This is a genomic window from Alphaproteobacteria bacterium (assembly GCA_017308135.1).
Taxonomy (GTDB): domain Bacteria; phylum Pseudomonadota; class Alphaproteobacteria; order CACIAM-22H2; family CACIAM-22H2; genus Tagaea.
In genome coordinates this window covers 250,709-265,758 of the sequence record JAFKFM010000009.1, presented here as the reverse complement: position 1 = coordinate 265,758, position 15,050 = coordinate 250,709, and the positions used below count along the sequence as shown (strand labels likewise).

Annotated in this window: 13 protein-coding genes and 1 other RNA gene; 9 read left to right on the top strand and 5 right to left on the bottom strand. The window is 67.0% G+C overall.

Annotated elements, in window-relative coordinates; translation table 11 throughout:
* The first annotated feature begins 80 nt into the window (after positions 1 to 80).
* The 3 genes from queG (at position 81) to queF (ending at position 3,805) form a co-directional block, all read left to right on the top strand.
* Positions 81 to 1,199 carry a tRNA epoxyqueuosine(34) reductase QueG gene (queG, locus tag J0H39_14525; GenBank protein ID MBN9497967.1) on the top strand — a complete coding sequence of 373 codons (1,119 nt, stop codon included), beginning with the start codon at positions 81 to 83 and terminating at the stop codon, positions 1,197 to 1,199.
* Between the two features lie 664 nt (positions 1,200 to 1,863).
* A complete protein-coding gene (tgt, locus tag J0H39_14520) occupies positions 1,864 to 3,342 on the top strand; it encodes a tRNA guanosine(34) transglycosylase Tgt (protein ID MBN9497966.1) in 1,479 nt (492 codons plus the stop codon).
* Positions 3,335 to 3,805, top strand: coding sequence for an NADPH-dependent 7-cyano-7-deazaguanine reductase QueF (queF, locus tag J0H39_14515; protein ID MBN9497965.1), 471 nt, complete (start codon positions 3,335 to 3,337; stop codon positions 3,803 to 3,805). The genes tgt and queF overlap by 8 nt, the downstream gene beginning before the upstream one ends.
* On the opposite strand, the gene J0H39_14510 is transcribed toward queF, so the two are convergent.
* Together J0H39_14510 and nudC are read right to left on the bottom strand one after the other, a co-directional pair.
* Positions 3,802 to 5,040, bottom strand: a complete 1,239-nt coding sequence (locus J0H39_14510; GenBank protein ID MBN9497964.1) for a tetratricopeptide repeat protein — start codon at positions 5,038 to 5,040, stop codon at positions 3,802 to 3,804. The genes queF and J0H39_14510 overlap by 4 nt on opposite strands.
* Before the next feature lies 1 nt (position 5,041).
* Positions 5,042 to 5,947: an NAD(+) diphosphatase gene (gene nudC, locus J0H39_14505; protein MBN9497963.1), complete on the bottom strand. Its 906-nt coding sequence runs from the start codon at positions 5,945 to 5,947 to the stop codon at positions 5,042 to 5,044.
* A gap of 120 nt (positions 5,948 to 6,067) precedes the next feature.
* On the opposite strand from nudC, the gene ffs reads away from it, so the two are divergent.
* The 6 genes from ffs (at position 6,068) to J0H39_14475 (ending at position 11,021) form a co-directional block, all read left to right on the top strand.
* Positions 6,068 to 6,166: signal recognition particle sRNA small type (gene ffs, locus J0H39_14500), an RNA gene on the top strand.
* 24 nt (positions 6,167 to 6,190) lie between these two features.
* Positions 6,191 to 7,969, top strand: coding sequence for a DNA polymerase III subunit gamma/tau (locus J0H39_14495; GenBank protein ID MBN9497962.1), 1,779 nt, complete (start codon positions 6,191 to 6,193; stop codon positions 7,967 to 7,969).
* Positions 7,966 to 8,289, top strand: a complete 324-nt coding sequence (locus tag J0H39_14490; protein ID MBN9497961.1) for a YbaB/EbfC family nucleoid-associated protein — start codon at positions 7,966 to 7,968, stop codon at positions 8,287 to 8,289. The genes J0H39_14495 and J0H39_14490 overlap by 4 nt, the downstream gene beginning before the upstream one ends.
* Before the next feature lie 7 nt (positions 8,290 to 8,296).
* Positions 8,297 to 8,890 (top strand): recombination protein RecR, encoded by a 594-nt coding sequence (gene recR / locus J0H39_14485; protein ID MBN9497960.1) that lies wholly within the window; start codon positions 8,297 to 8,299, stop codon positions 8,888 to 8,890.
* Between the two features lie 26 nt (positions 8,891 to 8,916).
* Positions 8,917 to 10,245 (top strand): DNA recombination protein RmuC, encoded by a 1,329-nt coding sequence (gene rmuC / locus J0H39_14480; protein ID MBN9497959.1) that lies wholly within the window; start codon positions 8,917 to 8,919, stop codon positions 10,243 to 10,245.
* Positions 10,246 to 10,247: 2 nt separating this feature from the next.
* Positions 10,248 to 11,021: a hypothetical protein gene (locus tag J0H39_14475; protein ID MBN9497958.1), complete on the top strand. Its 774-nt coding sequence runs from the start codon at positions 10,248 to 10,250 to the stop codon at positions 11,019 to 11,021.
* On the opposite strand, the gene J0H39_14470 is transcribed toward J0H39_14475, so the two are convergent.
* The 3 genes from J0H39_14470 to J0H39_14460 all read right to left on the bottom strand — a co-directional run bounded on the left by J0H39_14470 (position 11,011) and on the right by J0H39_14460 (position 14,938).
* Positions 11,011 to 12,642: an iron ABC transporter permease gene (locus J0H39_14470; protein ID MBN9497957.1), complete on the bottom strand. Its 1,632-nt coding sequence runs from the start codon at positions 12,640 to 12,642 to the stop codon at positions 11,011 to 11,013. The two genes, J0H39_14475 and J0H39_14470, sit on opposite strands and share 11 nt — an antisense overlap.
* Positions 12,643 to 12,773: 131 nt before the next feature.
* On the bottom strand, positions 12,774 to 14,192 hold the full coding sequence (locus J0H39_14465) for a two-component sensor histidine kinase (protein MBN9497956.1): 1,419 nt from the start codon (positions 14,190 to 14,192) through the stop codon (positions 12,774 to 12,776).
* The gene (locus tag J0H39_14460) at positions 14,189 to 14,938 is read right to left on the bottom strand and encodes a response regulator transcription factor (GenBank protein ID MBN9497955.1); all 750 of its coding nucleotides are present in this window, start codon (positions 14,936 to 14,938) and stop codon (positions 14,189 to 14,191) included. Before J0H39_14460 ends, J0H39_14465 begins: the two co-directional genes overlap by 4 nt.
* Positions 14,939 to 15,050 lie beyond the last annotated feature (112 nt).

Sequence of the window (15,050 nt, the reverse complement as noted above, 5' to 3'; positions counted from 1 at the left end):
GGCTCCCAAGAAGGGGGTCAATACCGCCCCAGAATATGCAAGAATCGGGCGGAACGCATCCCCCGCCGCCTTATACCGATATGGAATCGCAGGATAAACCGACGGCCCAAATCCGCGCCAAGGCGCTCGAACTCGGGTTCGAGGCGGTCGGGTTCGCGCGGGCGGCGTCCAGCGAACAAGCGCGCGAGGGCTTGCGACGGTTTTTGGAAGCGGGCCATCACGGCGATATGGGCTGGATGGCGGAGACGGCCACGCGCCGCGCCGACCCGACGGCGATGTGGGAACCGGCACGCTCGGCCATCGTGCTCGGCGCCAATTACGGGCCCGACCACGATCCGCTCGACGATCTGGGCCGCGCCGAAACGGGTACGATCTCCGTCTACGCCCGCAACAAGGATTATCACGATCTGATCAAGCGCCGTTTGAAGGCGCTGGGCCGCTGGCTCGTGGAAACCCAAGGCGGCGACGCGCGGGTTTTCGTCGATACGGCCCCGCTGCTCGAAAAGCCTTTGGCGCAAGCGGCGGGATTGGGTTGGCAGGGCAAGCACACCAATCTCGTCTCGCGCGGCTTCGGCTCGTGGCTGTTCCTCGGCACGGTGCTGACGACGCTCGAACTCGAGACCGACGCGGCCGAGACCGATCATTGCGGCGGCTGTTCGCGCTGCCTGGATATCTGCCCGACCAACGCGTTTCCGGCGCCCTATCGGTTGGATGCGCGGCGTTGCATCTCGTATCTGACGATCGAGCATAAGGGCCACATCGCCGAGGAGTTCCGCGCGGCGATGGGCAATCGCATCTATGGCTGCGACGATTGCCTTTCCGTGTGCCCGTGGAACAAATTCGCCGCCGCCACGCGCCACGCCGAATTCAAATCGCGGGCCGACCTCGAAGCGCCCGCCTTGGCCGAGCTGGCGGCGCTGGACGATCCCGCGTTCCGCACGAAATTCGCCGGCTCGCCGATCAAGCGCGTGGGCCGCGACCGCTTCGTGCGCAACGTGCTGATCGCCATCGGGAACTCTCGATCCGCGTCGCTGGTCCCGGCCGCCGAGCGATTGGCGGAAGACCCGTCGCCGCTGGTCCGCGCGATGGCGGCCTGGGCGCTCAAACGCCTCGATCCCGCGAAACATTCGGCCCTTGCGCGGCGCCTCGGTTCTTGCGAAACCGACGCCGCCGTCAGGACCGAATGGGATCTGGTTTGAAGCTCAGCGACTTCGATTTCGACCTGCCGCCGGACAGGATCGCGCAAACCCCCGCGATCCCGCGCGATTCCGCGCGCCTGCTGCATGTCGGCGCCACGCTCGCCGATCGCACGATCCGGGATTTGCCCGCGCTATTGCGTACGGGCGATCTGCTGATCTTCAACGATACGCGCGTGCTGAAGGCGCGCTTGACGGGATCGCGCGGCGCCGCGCGCGTCGAGACGACGCTGCACAAAATGGAAGGCCCCGATCTGTGGCGCGCTTTCGCCAAGGGATCGAAGCGCCTGAAGATCGGCGACCGGATCGACTATGCGCCCGGCGTTTCGGCGATCGTCGAGGCGAAGGACGAGGATGTGCTGCTGCGCTTCTCGGTCGCGGGTCCTGCGCTGATGGCCGCACTGGAGAAATACGGCGCGATGCCGCTGCCGCCCTATATCAAGCGCGCGACGCCGGACGCCGACGACGAGCGCAACTATCAAACCGTATTCGCGGCCAAGGACGGCGCGGTTGCCGCCTCGACCGCCGGTTTGCATTTCACGCCCGACTTGCTCGCAGCACTCGACGCGGCGGGGATCGAGCGCGCCTCGGTCACGCTGCATATCGGGGCGGGCACGTTCCTGCCGGTAAAGGTCGAGAACGTCGAAGACCACAAGATGCACGCCGAATGGGGCGAGGTGAGCGATGCGACCGCCGCCCGCATCCGCGCGGCGAAGGCCGAAGGGCGCCGCGTCGTGGCGCTGGGCACGACGGCGCTGCGCGTGCTCGAAACCGTCGCGTCGATCCATGGCGAGGTTCGGCCCTGGGCGGGGGAAACGCGGCTTTTCTGCCTGCCGGGCTTCCAATTCCGCGTGGCCGATGCGTTGTTCACCAATTTCCATTTGCCGAAATCGACGTTGTTCATGCTGGTTTGCGCCTTCGCGGGCACGGACCGGATGAAATCGGCCTATGCGCATGCGGTCGCATCGGGGTATCGCTTCTTCAGCTACGGCGATGCGTCGCTGATCGAGAGGAATTCGTGAAGTTCGGATACCAGCTTCTGGCCAAGGATGGCCGTGCCCGGCGCGGGCGCGTGACCACGTCGCGCGGCACGATCGAAACGCCGGCCTTCATGCCGGTGGGCACGGCCGCGACGGTCAAGGCGATGCTTCCCGACAGCGTCGCCGCGACGGGGGCGGAAATCCTGCTGTGCAACACCTATCATCTGATGCTGCGCCCCGGCGCCGATCGCGTCGAGAAACTGGGCGGGTTGCATCCGTTCATGAACTGGTCGAAGCCGATCCTGACCGATTCCGGCGGCTATCAGGTTTTCTCGCTGAAGGGTCTGCGCAAGAAGATGGACGAGCACGGCGTCGTGTTCCAATCGCATCTCGACGGTTCGACGCACGAGCTCACACCCGAACGCTCGATCCAGATCCAGCACAAGCTGGATTCCGATATCACCATGGCGTTCGACGAATGCACCGACTGGCCCGCGACGCATGAAGATGCGGCGAAGTCGATGCGCCTGTCGATGCGCTGGGCCCAGCGCAGCCGCGACGCCTTCGTCGAGCGGCCGGGCTACGCGATTTTCGGCATCGTGCAGGGCTCGACCTATGCCGATCTGCGCGAGGAAAGCGCGAAAGCGCTCGCCGAGATCGGTTTCCACGGCTACGCGATCGGCGGGCTGGCGGTGGGCGAGCCCAAGAAGGACCGCGAGGAAACGCTGGCGGCGGTCGAGCCCTTCATGCCGGCCGACAAACCGCGCTACATGATGGGCGTGGGCAAGCCGCAGGATATCGTCGCGGCCGTCGGCCTCGGCGTGGACATGTTCGATTGCGTGCTGCCCACGCGGTCAGGCCGCACGGGGCAGGCCTTCACCTGCGACGGCCCGATGAATCTACGCAACGCGAAATTCGCCGAGGATACGCGGCCCATCGATGCGGCCTGCGGCTGTCCCGCTTGCCGCAATTACGGCCGCGCCTATATCCACCATTTGATCCGGGCGGGCGAAATCCTCGGGCCGATGCTGCTCACCTGGCACAATCTGCATTACTATCAGGATCTGATGCGCGACATCCGCGGCGCCATCGTCGAAAACCGTTTCGACGCGTGGCGCAAAATGTTCGAAGCGCGGATCGGTTTGGAGACGAAAGAAGATGCCTAAAGCGAAATCGATCTATGCGGGGCTCACGCAGCTCGGCAACGAAACGGCGATCCCCGCCGACCCGTCGCTGGCGAAGCTCGAGCGCGTGCCCAATCCGCATCCGGGCACGGATTATCTCGTGCGCTTCACCGCGCCCGAATTCACGTCGCTGTGCCCGATCACCGGCCAGCCCGATTTCGCGCATATCGTGATCGACTACGTGCCGCGCAAATTCCTGGTGGAATCGAAGGCGCTCAAGCTGTTCCTGCAAAGCTTCCGCAATCACGGCGCGTTCCACGAAGCCTGCACCGTCGATATCGGCAAGACGCTGGTGAAGCTGCTGTCGCCGAAATATCTGCGCATCGGCGGCTATTGGTATCCGCGCGGCGGCATGCCGATCGACGTGTTCTGGCAGACCGGCTTGCCGCCGAAAGGGCTTTGGCTGCCCGACACGGGCGTGGCGCCCTATCGCGGGCGCGGTTAGCGCCGCCGCGTTTTCGCGTAAGCCGCGGCGTCGGCGGCACGTCCGGCATGGCGCAGCGCCTGAAGGTAAAGCACCTCCAATAGGTCGCGCTGGGCGCGGCTGCCGCCGATGCGTTCATGCGTGGGCAGCAGCGGGGCGAGGGATGCGGCCGCGCTTGCGTATTCGCCCTTCGCATAGGCGCGGAAGGCTTCGCCCAAGCCAGCGACCATATCGACGGCGGGGCCGCGCAAGCCCGATTTGCGTTCGATGAACGCGTCGTCGTCGCCCGCCATACTTGCGGCGAGCAATGTGTGCACATCGACGAAGGCGATGCCCGCGCGCGGAAACTCGGCGCGGGTGTAATCGGCGACGCGTTTCCATTCGCCCGTGTCGCGGGGCGATCCCGCGAATTCCGCGCGTAACAGGAACGATGCCGCATCGGTCGCCACGTTCAGCGACGGGCCCCAAAGCGCGCCGGGCGCCACAGAGCTGCGATAGATCGCCCACGCGTCGTCGGCCTTGCCCAGATCGAGCGCCCACAACGCGCGATGCCAATCGAGATGGCAATACATCAGCGCGTCGCGCGGATAGGGCTTCATCCACTCGGCCAGCGCGGCGTAGCCCGCGCGGGCTTCGCCCAACTCGTAATGCGCATGCGCACGGATATGGGCACCATTCGCCTCGCGCGGGAATAATTCCATCGCGCGATCGACCTTCGCGGCCCCGCGCGCGACATCGCCGGTTTCAATCCGCGCGAAACCGTGCTGGACGAGGAACCACCAATCGTCGCCGAAGCCCGCTTCCAGCGTGTCGAGATAGTCGCGCAAATCCTTGTCGCGGCCCGTCCGGCCCGAGAAGCCGTAAATGCCGAACACGCCGCAAACCGGCGACAGCGCCAGCGCGTCGCGCGGGAATTCCCGCATATGCGCTTGGATGGCGGCGAGGGCCTCGGCCCCTTTGCCGTCGAGCACGAAGCCCAAACACGCGACCAGCCCGGCCTCGCGACCGGAAAATTTCGGCGCCTTCTCGCGCGCGGCGGCGATGGCGGCTTTGGCGCGCGCGCGATCGCCGTATACTTGGTGGCAACGCGCCAAGGCGGCATAAGCGGGCGCGTAATCGGGATCGGTCGCGATGGCGCGTTCGAAATCGGCGGCGGCGCCCGCATTGGCCGACAGCAGCTTATCGAGACCAGCGTTATAGGCCTCGGTCGCCTCGCGGTTCGTCGTCAGCGCGTAGCCGTTGCGATCCAGCGCCATGTCAGCCCGTCGCGATCCATTCTTCGATCAAGCGGCGCGCGATCGAATCGGCGCGCGGCAGGCGGAACTGGTCGGGGTCGTGGTCTTGGCGCAGGAATTCGCGCGTGACCCAGCGCGCGTCCATCAATTCCTCGTCGTCGCGCACAATGTCTTCGTTCAGCGCTTCGCCCCAGAAGCCGAGCATGATCGACGACGGGAACGGCCAAGGCTGCGAGGAGCGATATTCGACATCGCCCACGCGAATACCTGCTTCCTCGAACGTCTCGCGGCGCACGCAATCTTCGAGGCTTTCGCCCGGCTCGACGAAGCCCGCGAGGGTCGAATACATCGGCAGCGGAAAGCGCCGGTTGCGGCCCAGCAGGCATTTGTCGCCGCTGACGATCAGCATGATCACGGCGGGATCGGTGCGCGGGAAATGCTCGGTCGCGCAATTCGGGTTCGTGCAGCGCAGAACATGCCCGCCCGCTTCCGCGCGATTGGGCGCACCGCACACGCCGCAAAAACGATTGCGCGCGTGCCACCAGGCGAGGCCGCGCGCATAGGCGAGCAAGCCGCCTTCGTCGCGGTTCATCATCGCGCCGACACCGCGCAGATCGACGAAGGCGCCTTCCGGCGCGTGGATCGTCAGCTCGGTCTCCTCGAGATGGCTGATATCGGCGGCGAAATAAGGCACGTCGCCCCAATCGCCCAAATAGACCGGTGCCGAGACCGAAATCTGTTCGATGCGCGTGCGGGTGAGCCACACGGCTTGCGGGGCCTGGCCTTCGCGCACCAGATTGCGTGTGCGCCACACCGGCACGAACCGCGCCTCGCGATGTTCCAGGCGCGAAATCACGAACGCGTCGTCGCGGCGCAGTTCGGATTTCCGGTCGAGCGGGAGCGAAGCGTAGAAATTCGGGCGTTCCATAGGCCGACACTAGCGCGGTGTTCGAGTCGCCGCCAGCCGCCCGCTTGACGTGAAATCAAGGCCTTAAGCCGGGAACAAGGGAGTCTGGCAACCGGCGTTCCAACCCGCTATATAACCCCCGGGAGGTTGGCGGCGGACGAGTGCCTCGCCAACCCGGTCAGGTCCGGAAGGAAGCAGCCGTAACGAGTCTCCACCCGGGTCGACGTCCAGCCTCCCACCCTTTTTCTCCAGCCGCGCGTGACGATGGCCGAATCCGAGACCGCCCAATATCAGGTGCTGGCCCGGAAATACCGGCCGACGCGCCTGTCCGACTTGGTCGGGCAGGAAGCGCTGGTGCGTACCCTCGCCAACGCGATCGAAACGGGCCGCATCCATCATGCGTTCGTGCTGACCGGCGTGCGCGGCGTGGGCAAGACCACGACGGCGCGCATCGTGGCGCGCGCGCTGAACTGCATCGGCCCGGACGGCAAGGGCGGCCCGACGATCGATCCCTGCGGCGTGTGCGAGCATTGCGTGGCGATCGCGGAGGACAAGCATCTCGACGTGATCGAGATCGACGCCGCGTCGAATAACGGTGTCGGCAACGTGCGCGAGTTGATCGAGGCGGTGCGCTATCGCCCCGTTTCGGCGCGCTACAAGATCTACATCGTGGACGAAGTCCACATGCTTTCGAACCAGGCGTGGAACGCGCTCCTCAAAACGCTGGAGGAGCCGCCCGCCCACGCAAAGTTCATTTTCGCGACGACCGAAATCCGCAAAGTGCCGGTCACGGTGCTGTCGCGCTGCCAGCGTTTCGATCTGCGCCGCTTCGATCAGGCCACGCTCGCCAAGCACCTCACCAACGTCGCCGCGAAGGAAAACCGCGCGGTCGCGCAAGGGGCGGCGGCGCTGCTTGCCCGCGCGGCGGATGGTTCGGCGCGCGACGGCCTGTCGCTGCTTGACCGTGCGTTGGCGTCGGCCGACGGCGAGGTGACCGAAGAACAGGTGCGCAATCTGCTGGGCCTCGCCGATCGCGCGCAAGGCTTCGACCTGTTCGAAGAAATCATGAAGGGCGATGCGTCCGCCGCCCTCGTGCGCGTCGCCGATCTCTACGCGCGCGGGGCCGAGCCGCTGGTCGTCGTGCAGGATTTGCTCGAAATCTCGCACACGCTGACGCGGTTCAAAGTGGCGCCCGATCTTGCCAATGAATCGGGCCTGCCGGAAACCGAGCGCGTGCGCGGCCTCGCCATGGCGAAATCGCTGACCGTGCCGGTGCTCGCGCGGTCGTGGCAGGTGCTGCTGAAGGGTGTGGGCGAAGTGCAGAACGCGCCGCAGCCTTTCGCGGCGCTGGAAATGCTGATCGTGCGGCTGTGCTACGCCGCCAACTTGCCGTCGCCCGCCGATCTCGTCGATCGCCTGACCAAAGCGGGCGACGCGCCCGCCGGCCGCCCGAATGGCGGCGGGGGCGGGGGCGGGGCACGCGCGATGGCCGCGGCCGCCTTGGTCGCCAGCAATCCCGCGCCGGTGACGATGGCGCGCGCCGCGCCCAGTGCGGCGACCGAACTCGCGACCTTCGCCGAGTTGGCGCAGCTTTTCCAAGACAAGCGCGAAGGCCGGCTTTACGGCGTGCTCTACAACTCGGCGCGTGTCGTGACGTTCGAGCCGGGCAAGCTCGTATTGATGCCGATCCCGTCGGTCGACAAGAATTTCGCGCCGCAAGTCGCCGCGAAATTGCAGGAATGGACCGGCCGCGTTTGGCTCGTGTCGTTCGACGGCCAAGCGCAGGGCGAGCCCACGCTGGCCACGCGCGCCGCGCAAGCGCGCGACGCCAAGAAACAAGCGGCGACGGAAGACCCGCTGGTCGCCGCCGTGCTCGCGGCGTTTCCCGGCGCTTACGTCGAATCCGTGCGCGGTGCGGACGACGCGGCGCCCGGTTTCGTCGCCGCCCCGGTGGAAGCCGGCGATCCGGGCGATGCGCCCGAGGGCGAGGAAGCCTATATGATCCCGGACAACTACGAACTCGACGAGGATCCGTTCGCATGAAGAATCTCGGCGCCCTGATGAAGCAGGCCCAGCAGATGCAGTCGAAGATGGCCGAGATGCAGGAAAAGCTCGGCAGCTTGGAAGTGCAGGGCCGGGCGGGCGGCGGCATGGTCGAAGTGACCACGACCGCCAAGGGCGATGTGCGCCGGGTGAAGATCGATCCGGCGTTGCTCGTCCCCGCCGACGTCGAAGTGCTGGAGGATCTGATCGTCGCCGCCATGGCCGACGCCAAGGGCAAGGCCGACGCCGCCGCCGCCGATCAGATGCGCGAAGTCACGGGCGGGCTGTCGTTGCCGCCGGGCATGAAGCTGCCCTTCTGAGCCGCGCATGAACGGGCCCGAGATCGACACGCTGGTCCGGTTGCTGTCGAAGCTGCCGGGTTTGGGCCCGCGCTCGGCGCGCCGCGCGGCGTTGCAGCTTCTAAAGAAGAAAGAAGCGACGCTGCTGCCGCTGATCGACGCGCTCAGCGCCGCCGCCGAGGCGATCAAGACCTGCCAAACCTGCGGCAATCTCGACACGCGCGATCCGTGCTCGGTCTGTGCCGACGACAAGCGCGACCGGCAATTGGTCTGCGTGGTCGAGGACGTCGCCGATCTCTGGGCGATCGAACGCACGGCCGGGTTCAAGGGCGTCTATCACGTGCTCGGCGGCACGCTCTCGGCGCTGGATGGGCGCGGGCCGCAGGATTTGAACCTCGCCACGCTGGTCGAACGTTGCGCGGGCGGGCGCGTGCGCGAAGTGGTGCTGGCGCTCAACGCCACGGTCGAAGGCCAGACGACGGCGCATTACGTCGCCGACCGTTTGAGTTCGTCGGGTGCGGAAATCACGCGCCTCGCCCACGGTGTCCCGGTGGGCGGCGAGCTCGATTATCTCGACGACGGAACGCTGGTCGCGGCCTTGCGCGCGCGCCGCGCCGTGTAGCCCCGAATCGGGCTACACTCCAACCTATGGATATTCTCTATTTCGCCGCCGGGCTGGCGCTTGGCGCCATCGTCGTTTTCTTCGCCCTGCGCGCGCGCGGCGGGGAAGCTCTCGCCCGCGCCGAACGGGCCGAAGCCGAATTGCGCGGCACACGCGAACGGCTCGACGCCGCGTTGCGGTTCGAGGAACTCGCCAAGCGCGTGCCCCAGATCGAAGCCGATCTCGCCCGCGTGCAGGGCGACGCGATCGAAGTCGGGCGCGCCAAGGCGAAGCTCGAAGCCGAACTCGAATCCGAGCGCAAGGCGTTCCAGGTCGCGCGCGAACAGCTTTCCGAGCATTTCAAGGCGATCGCCAAGGACGCGCTCGACGCCGATCGCGAGCGCGCGAAGGCCGAGCAAGAAGCGCGCGAGAAGGCGATCGTCGGTCTGGTTCAGCCCTTGCGCGAAACGCTGCAGAACTTCGACAAGCGCGTCGAGGCGATGGACAAGGCGCGCGCCGAAAAGGACGGGTTGTTCAACCAGCAGATCGGCGAATTGGGCCGCGAGACGCGCGCGCTCGTCCAAGCGTTGAAGACGCCGCATGTGAAGGGCCGCTGGGGCGAACGCACGCTGCACAACACGGTCACGCTCGCCGGCATGTCGGATTATGTCGACTTCGCCGAGCAGGAGAGTGTGGGTGAGGGCGGACGCCTGCGCCCCGACATGATCGTGCGCATGCCCGCGGGCCGCGTCGTGGTGGTCGACGCCAAGGCGCCGACGGCGGCGTTCCTCGCGGCGGTCGAAGCGGCCGACGAAACCGTTCGTGCCAAATTCATGGCCGATCACGCGCGCCAAGTGCGCGACCACTTCAAGCGCCTATCGGCCAAGTCGTATTGGGAGCAATTCCCCGACGCGCCCGAGTTCGTCGTGATGTTCGTGCCGGGCGAATCCTTCTTCTCGGCGGCGGTGCAGGCCGATCCCGCTTTGCTCGACGACGCGGCCAATGATCGCGTGTTGATCGCCACGCCGACGACGCTGATCTCGCTGCTCTGGACGGTCGAGCGCGGCTGGCGGCAGGAGAAGCTCGCCGAGAATGCGCGCGCGATCTCCGACCAAGGGCGCGAGTTGTTCAAGCGCATGAGCGATATGGCGGGCCACGTCGCCGATGTGGGCTCGGGCCTCAAGCGCGCGGTCGACGCCTATAACAAATCGGTCGGCTCGCTCGAAAGCCGTGTGTTCCCGGCGGCGCGCAAGCTCAACGAGCTGGGGGCGGGCCCCGAGGATGCGAAATTCGAGGAATTGAAGCCCCTCGATACCGCCGTGCGCGAGATCGCGAAGCCCGAGTTGCTTTCGCCGCCCGAACCGGCCAAGCATTAGGGATGCGCGCTCGCCTCGCTTTGCTGTTGTCGATCCTCGCCGCGCCCGTCGCGGCGCAAGGGCAATCGCCCCAAGCTTTCGTCGCGAGCTTCGGCGTGCCGGGCCTGACCGGCATGGCGCGCGAATTCGTCGAGCAAGTGCCGCCGCTGGCCGAGGCGCCCAAGCCGAATTTCGCGTCGATCAGCTACGATCGCATCGGCTCGTCCGAGAATCGTTTGACGCTGGTCGGGCACGAGAAGGGCATCACGCGCATCGAGCAATCGCTGGGTTCGGTCGCGGGCAAGGCGGAGCGGCAATTCGCCGTGGCGCTGGACGGGTTGTTGTTCCTCGCGCGCACCGATACGGCGCAAATGCCCGCGCTTTCCGACCGCGCGACCTGGATCCTGCGGTTCGAAAGCGCCAAGGGTTCGCTGTTTCCGCTCACGACCGGCAACACGCTGACGGTCAAATACATCCTTCAGGAAGGCTGGTATTTCCCCGGCAACCGGCCGAATTTGGCGCAGCGTTTCGGGCGCTGGACGGTGGAGGAGAGTTTCGAAGTCGGCGAACCGTCGGACGATTGCCCCGGCCTGCAGATGAAGCACGGCTGCAAGGGCTATACGATCGTCACGCGCTGCAAATCCGAAGGCCGCATGGTGCAGGACGGGCGCGAAATCGCCACGCCGCCGTTGTGGTTCTGCCTGGAGCGCGCGGAGCGCAATTACTCGACCGATCTCGGCTGGTCGTGGCACCCGGCGATCGGCAATCCGCGCCAGGTCGTCGACGTCACGCGTTAGTCGATCCCGGCCGGGCGCGGACGATCATCCAGGATAGCAGCGCCACCGGCAGCAATCCGACCGCGACGATGGCGATGGCGCCGGTCGAGGCTTGTTCGATGCGCTCGTCCGAGGCGAGCTGGTAGACGCGCGCGGCCAGCGTCTCGAAGCCGAAAGGCCGCACGATCATCGTCGCGGGCAATTCCTTGAGCACGTCGACGAAGACGAGCGTGGCGGCCGTCAAAGTCGAGCCCCACATCAGGGGGGCATGCACGCGCGCGAGAATGCGCGTGGGCCCGGCGCCCAGCGTCGCCGCCGCTTCGTCCATCGTGCGCGCGATCTTGCCCATGCCCGCCTCGACCGTACCCATCGCGACTGCGAGGAAGCGCACGGAATAGGCGTAGATCAGCGCCAGCACCGTACCCGACAGCAACAGGCCGGTGGAAATGCCGAACGTCGCGCGCATGAACGCGTCGAGCGTGTTGTCGAACGCCGCGAGCGGGACCAGCACGCCCACGGCGATGACCGAGCCCGGGATCGCGTAGCCGAGCGAGGCGATGCGCACGGCACCCGATACGAACGCGCCGCGCACGCGGCGCTGCGCATAGGCGAGTGCCAGGGCGGTGCCGACGATCGCCACGACCGCGATCGCCGCGAGCGTCAGCGAGTTCACGACATAGTCGATATAGCGCGGGCCCCAGAACGGATCGCCGACCCGGATCGCCATGCGCGCCAGGATGACGAAAGGCAGCACGAAGCCGAGGAAAACGGGCGTCGCGCACACGGCGAAAGCCGCGACGGCGCGCCAGCCGGTCAGGCGGATCGGCGATAGCGGGCGATAGCGGCGCGTCGTGTGGTGATAGCGCGCGGCCCCGCGCGAGGCGCGTTCGAAAACCAGCAGCGCCAGCACGACGCCCAGCAGCGCCGTCGCCAATTGCAGCGACGCGATGCGGTTGTCCATGCCGATCCAAGTCCGGTAGATCGCGGTCGTGAAGGTTTCGACGCCGAAATACTGGACCGTGCCGAAATCGGCGAGCGCTTCCATCAACGCGAGTGCCACCCCCGCCGCGATCGCGGGACGCGCCAGCGGCAATGCCACGCGGAAAAAGGCGCCCCAGGCGTTGCGGCCGAGCATGCGGCTGGCTTCCAGCACGCAGACCGATTGTTCGAGGAATGCCGCGCGCGCCAGCAAATAGACGTAAGGATAGAAGACGATCGCCAGCATGAACGACACGCCGCCGGGGCTCTGGAATTCCGGGAACCAGTATTCGCCGCGCGACCAGCCGAACGCGGCACGCATCGCCGATTGCAGCGGCCCGGCGAATTGCAGGAAATCGTTATAGGCGTAGCCGATGATGTAGCCGGGCATCGCGAAGGGCAGCAGCAACGCGAGTTCCAGAACGCGGCTGCCGGGAAAACGGCACATCGTCACGAACCACGCGGTGGCGACGCCGGCGACGCCCGTGAGGACCGACACGTAGAACATCATCATGCCGGTATTGGCGAGGATGCGCGGCAGCGTCGTCGACCATAGATGCGCCCACGCACCGCGATCGGGCTGGAACACCGACAGCGCCACCACGACGATCGGCAACGCGATCGTCGCCGCGACGAACAACGCGACCGTGCCGGGCCAGCTCAGCCGTTTGACGGGTGATAGCCGGGCGGGCGCGTTCGAAGTGGGCAGGGCGGTATCGGTCATCGGCGCAAATGAGACTTGCTCGCAACGGGCGCCGAACCTAACCCCTTATCGCGGCTTTGGCAAAAGCGCGTTCAAGCCGATTTCGGCAGCACGATCGTGGCGCGCAGCCCGCCTTCGCGCCGGTTCTCCAGCTTTATTTCCCCGCCGTGCCCGCGGACAAGGTCGCGCGCAATGGCAAGGCCAAGCCCGGTGCCCCCGGTGTCGCGATTGCGGCTTTCCTCCAGCCGGACGAAGGGTTCGAACACGCGCTCGATCTCCGCCGCCGGCACGCCGGGGCCGGAATCGTCGATCGACAAGCGCAGTTCGCCGTCGCCGTCGGCAAGCCGCAATGTGGCGTGACCTGCATAGCGCAGCGCGTTGGCGACGAGGTTCTCGATCGCACGGCGTAAGGCATCGGGCCGGCCGCGCACGGGCGCGTGGCGCGGCCCGTGATAGACGACCTCGTCGCCGCGATCGGCATGGGCGTCGGCGATGGTCTGGGCGAGGCTGGCGAGATCGACCTTGTCGTCGGCGCCGCGCGCTTGGGCGACGGCGGAGAAGTCGCGCGTTTCGCGCGCGAGCGTTTCCAACTCGTCCACGTCGCGCGACAACTGGGCGCGTAGCTCCGGATCGGCGACGCGCTCCACGCGCAGGCGCATGCGGGTGAGCGGCGTGCGCAGATCGTGGCCGATCGCGGCGAGCATCGCGGCACGCTCGGCGATGAAGCGCGAAATGCGCTCGCGCATCGCATCGAAGCGCGTGGAGATGGCGACGATTTCGCGCGGGCCGCTACGGGGTAAGGCGGGGGGGCGCGGCAAGCCGGGCGCGTCGGGCCCGCGCCCGAAGCGCTCGGCCGCTGCGGCGAGTGCGGTCAACGGCAGCACCAAGCGCCGGAAGCCCAGCCACGCGACGGCGATCGACGCGATCAACAGCATGGCAAGCCAGCCGATCAGAAACGACAGGCCCGGCCCCAACATCAGCGGGCGCGGCGGCTCGATGCGCAGCCACGTGCCTTCGGGTTCGCGCAACACCAGGCTGAAATACGGCGTGGGACGGCAATCGTCCGGCGGCGCCGTGTCGGGTTCGAGCGCGCCGGCCCGCAGCACGCGCAGCGGTCCCGGTCCCGGCCGTCCGGGACCGCGCGGCCGGCCGATATCGAGGATGGCTCGCGTGCCGGTCTCGCGCGCCAGCCGCGCTTCGAGATCGCGCAACGCGGCGCAACTCGCGGATTGGGTGTCGATCGGCGCCGCATCGTCGCGCGCGGCGTTGAGCCATTGCGCTTCCGGCCGCGCGCGCAGCCAGCCCAAGCGTTCGCCGGGCGGCTGCGCCAGCGCACCGGCGGCGAGTTCGGGCAGATGCTCCTCCAGCCATCCGGTTTCGAACAGCGTGAAATTCGTCGGCCGCATGGCTTCGAAAATCGCAATCGAGCCGACCTGGACCACGGCCAGCAAGCCGACCGCGAACAACACGGTTTGCGGGACGATGCCGCGCGGAATCAGGCGGCCGATCAAGCCGACGGTTCCGCTGGATGCGCGGCGCCGTTCTCGACCTCCACCGCGAAGACGTAGCCGCCGTTGCGCACCGTGCGCACATAGCGCGGCTCGTCGGGCGAATGCTCGATCTTGCGGCGCAGGCGGCTCACCGCGACGTCGATCGATCGGTCGAGCGGGTGGGGCGTGCGGCCGTGCAGGATTTCCGACAATTCGTCGCGCGAAACGACGCGGCGCGCACGCTCGGCCAGCGCCACCAGCAGATCGAATTCCGCCGCCGTCAACGAAACGAGCGACGCATCGGGTGCGCGCAACTCGCGGCGCACCAAATCGACGACCCAGCCGTCGAAGCCCAGGCGGTCGTGCTTGGGTTTGGCTTGCGCCAATTCGCCGTCGCCCGTGCGGCGCAGGCGTGCGCGCACGCGCGCGACCAGTTCGCGCGGCGAGAACGGTTTGACGATGTAGTCGTCGGCGCCGATCTCCAATCCCACGACGCGGTCCGTTTCTTCCGCGCGCGCGGTCAGCATCACGATCGGAATGCGCGAGACCGCGCGGATCTTACGGCAGACGGAGAAGCCGTCTTCGCCCGGCATCATCACGTCGAGCAGCACGAGATCGAAGCGGCCGGACGCGGCGTGGCGCACGGCACCGGCGGAACCGGCGAGAGACGTCACTTTTAGGCCGGCTTCGAGAAGGAGTTGCTCGGTCAGGCGGCGAATTTCGGGATCGTCGTCGACCAGCAAAACGTGGCGTTCGGAGGGGGTCATCATCGCCGGAATGTGGCGACCAAACGCGCCGCGTGCCAAGCCGCACGGGGTAACGAAGCGTAACCGTCCGATTCGATTGCGCTTTCGCGTTTACGTTTCGTCACGTTCGGGC

Coding starts and splice junctions, on each gene's coding strand:
- nudC (MBN9497963.1), bottom strand. CDS start 5,947: ATGGAACGCCCGAATTTCTACGCTTCGCTCCCGCTCGACCGGAAATCC.
- J0H39_14495 (MBN9497962.1), top strand. CDS start 6,191: ATGGCCGAATCCGAGACCGCCCAATATCAGGTGCTGGCCCGGAAATAC.
- recR (MBN9497960.1), top strand. CDS start 8,297: ATGAACGGGCCCGAGATCGACACGCTGGTCCGGTTGCTGTCGAAGCTG.
- tgt (MBN9497966.1), top strand. CDS start 1,864: ATGGGGCGAGGTGAGCGATGCGACCGCCGCCCGCATCCGCGCGGCGAA.
- queF (MBN9497965.1), top strand. CDS start 3,335: ATGCCTAAAGCGAAATCGATCTATGCGGGGCTCACGCAGCTCGGCAAC.
- queG (MBN9497967.1), top strand. CDS start 81: ATGGAATCGCAGGATAAACCGACGGCCCAAATCCGCGCCAAGGCGCTC.
- J0H39_14475 (MBN9497958.1), top strand. CDS start 10,248: ATGCGCGCTCGCCTCGCTTTGCTGTTGTCGATCCTCGCCGCGCCCGTC.
- rmuC (MBN9497959.1), top strand. CDS start 8,917: ATGGATATTCTCTATTTCGCCGCCGGGCTGGCGCTTGGCGCCATCGTC.
- J0H39_14510 (MBN9497964.1), bottom strand. CDS start 5,040: ATGGCGCTGGATCGCAACGGCTACGCGCTGACGACGAACCGCGAGGCG.
- J0H39_14490 (MBN9497961.1), top strand. CDS start 7,966: ATGAAGAATCTCGGCGCCCTGATGAAGCAGGCCCAGCAGATGCAGTCG.
- J0H39_14460 (MBN9497955.1), bottom strand. CDS start 14,938: ATGACCCCCTCCGAACGCCACGTTTTGCTGGTCGACGACGATCCCGAA.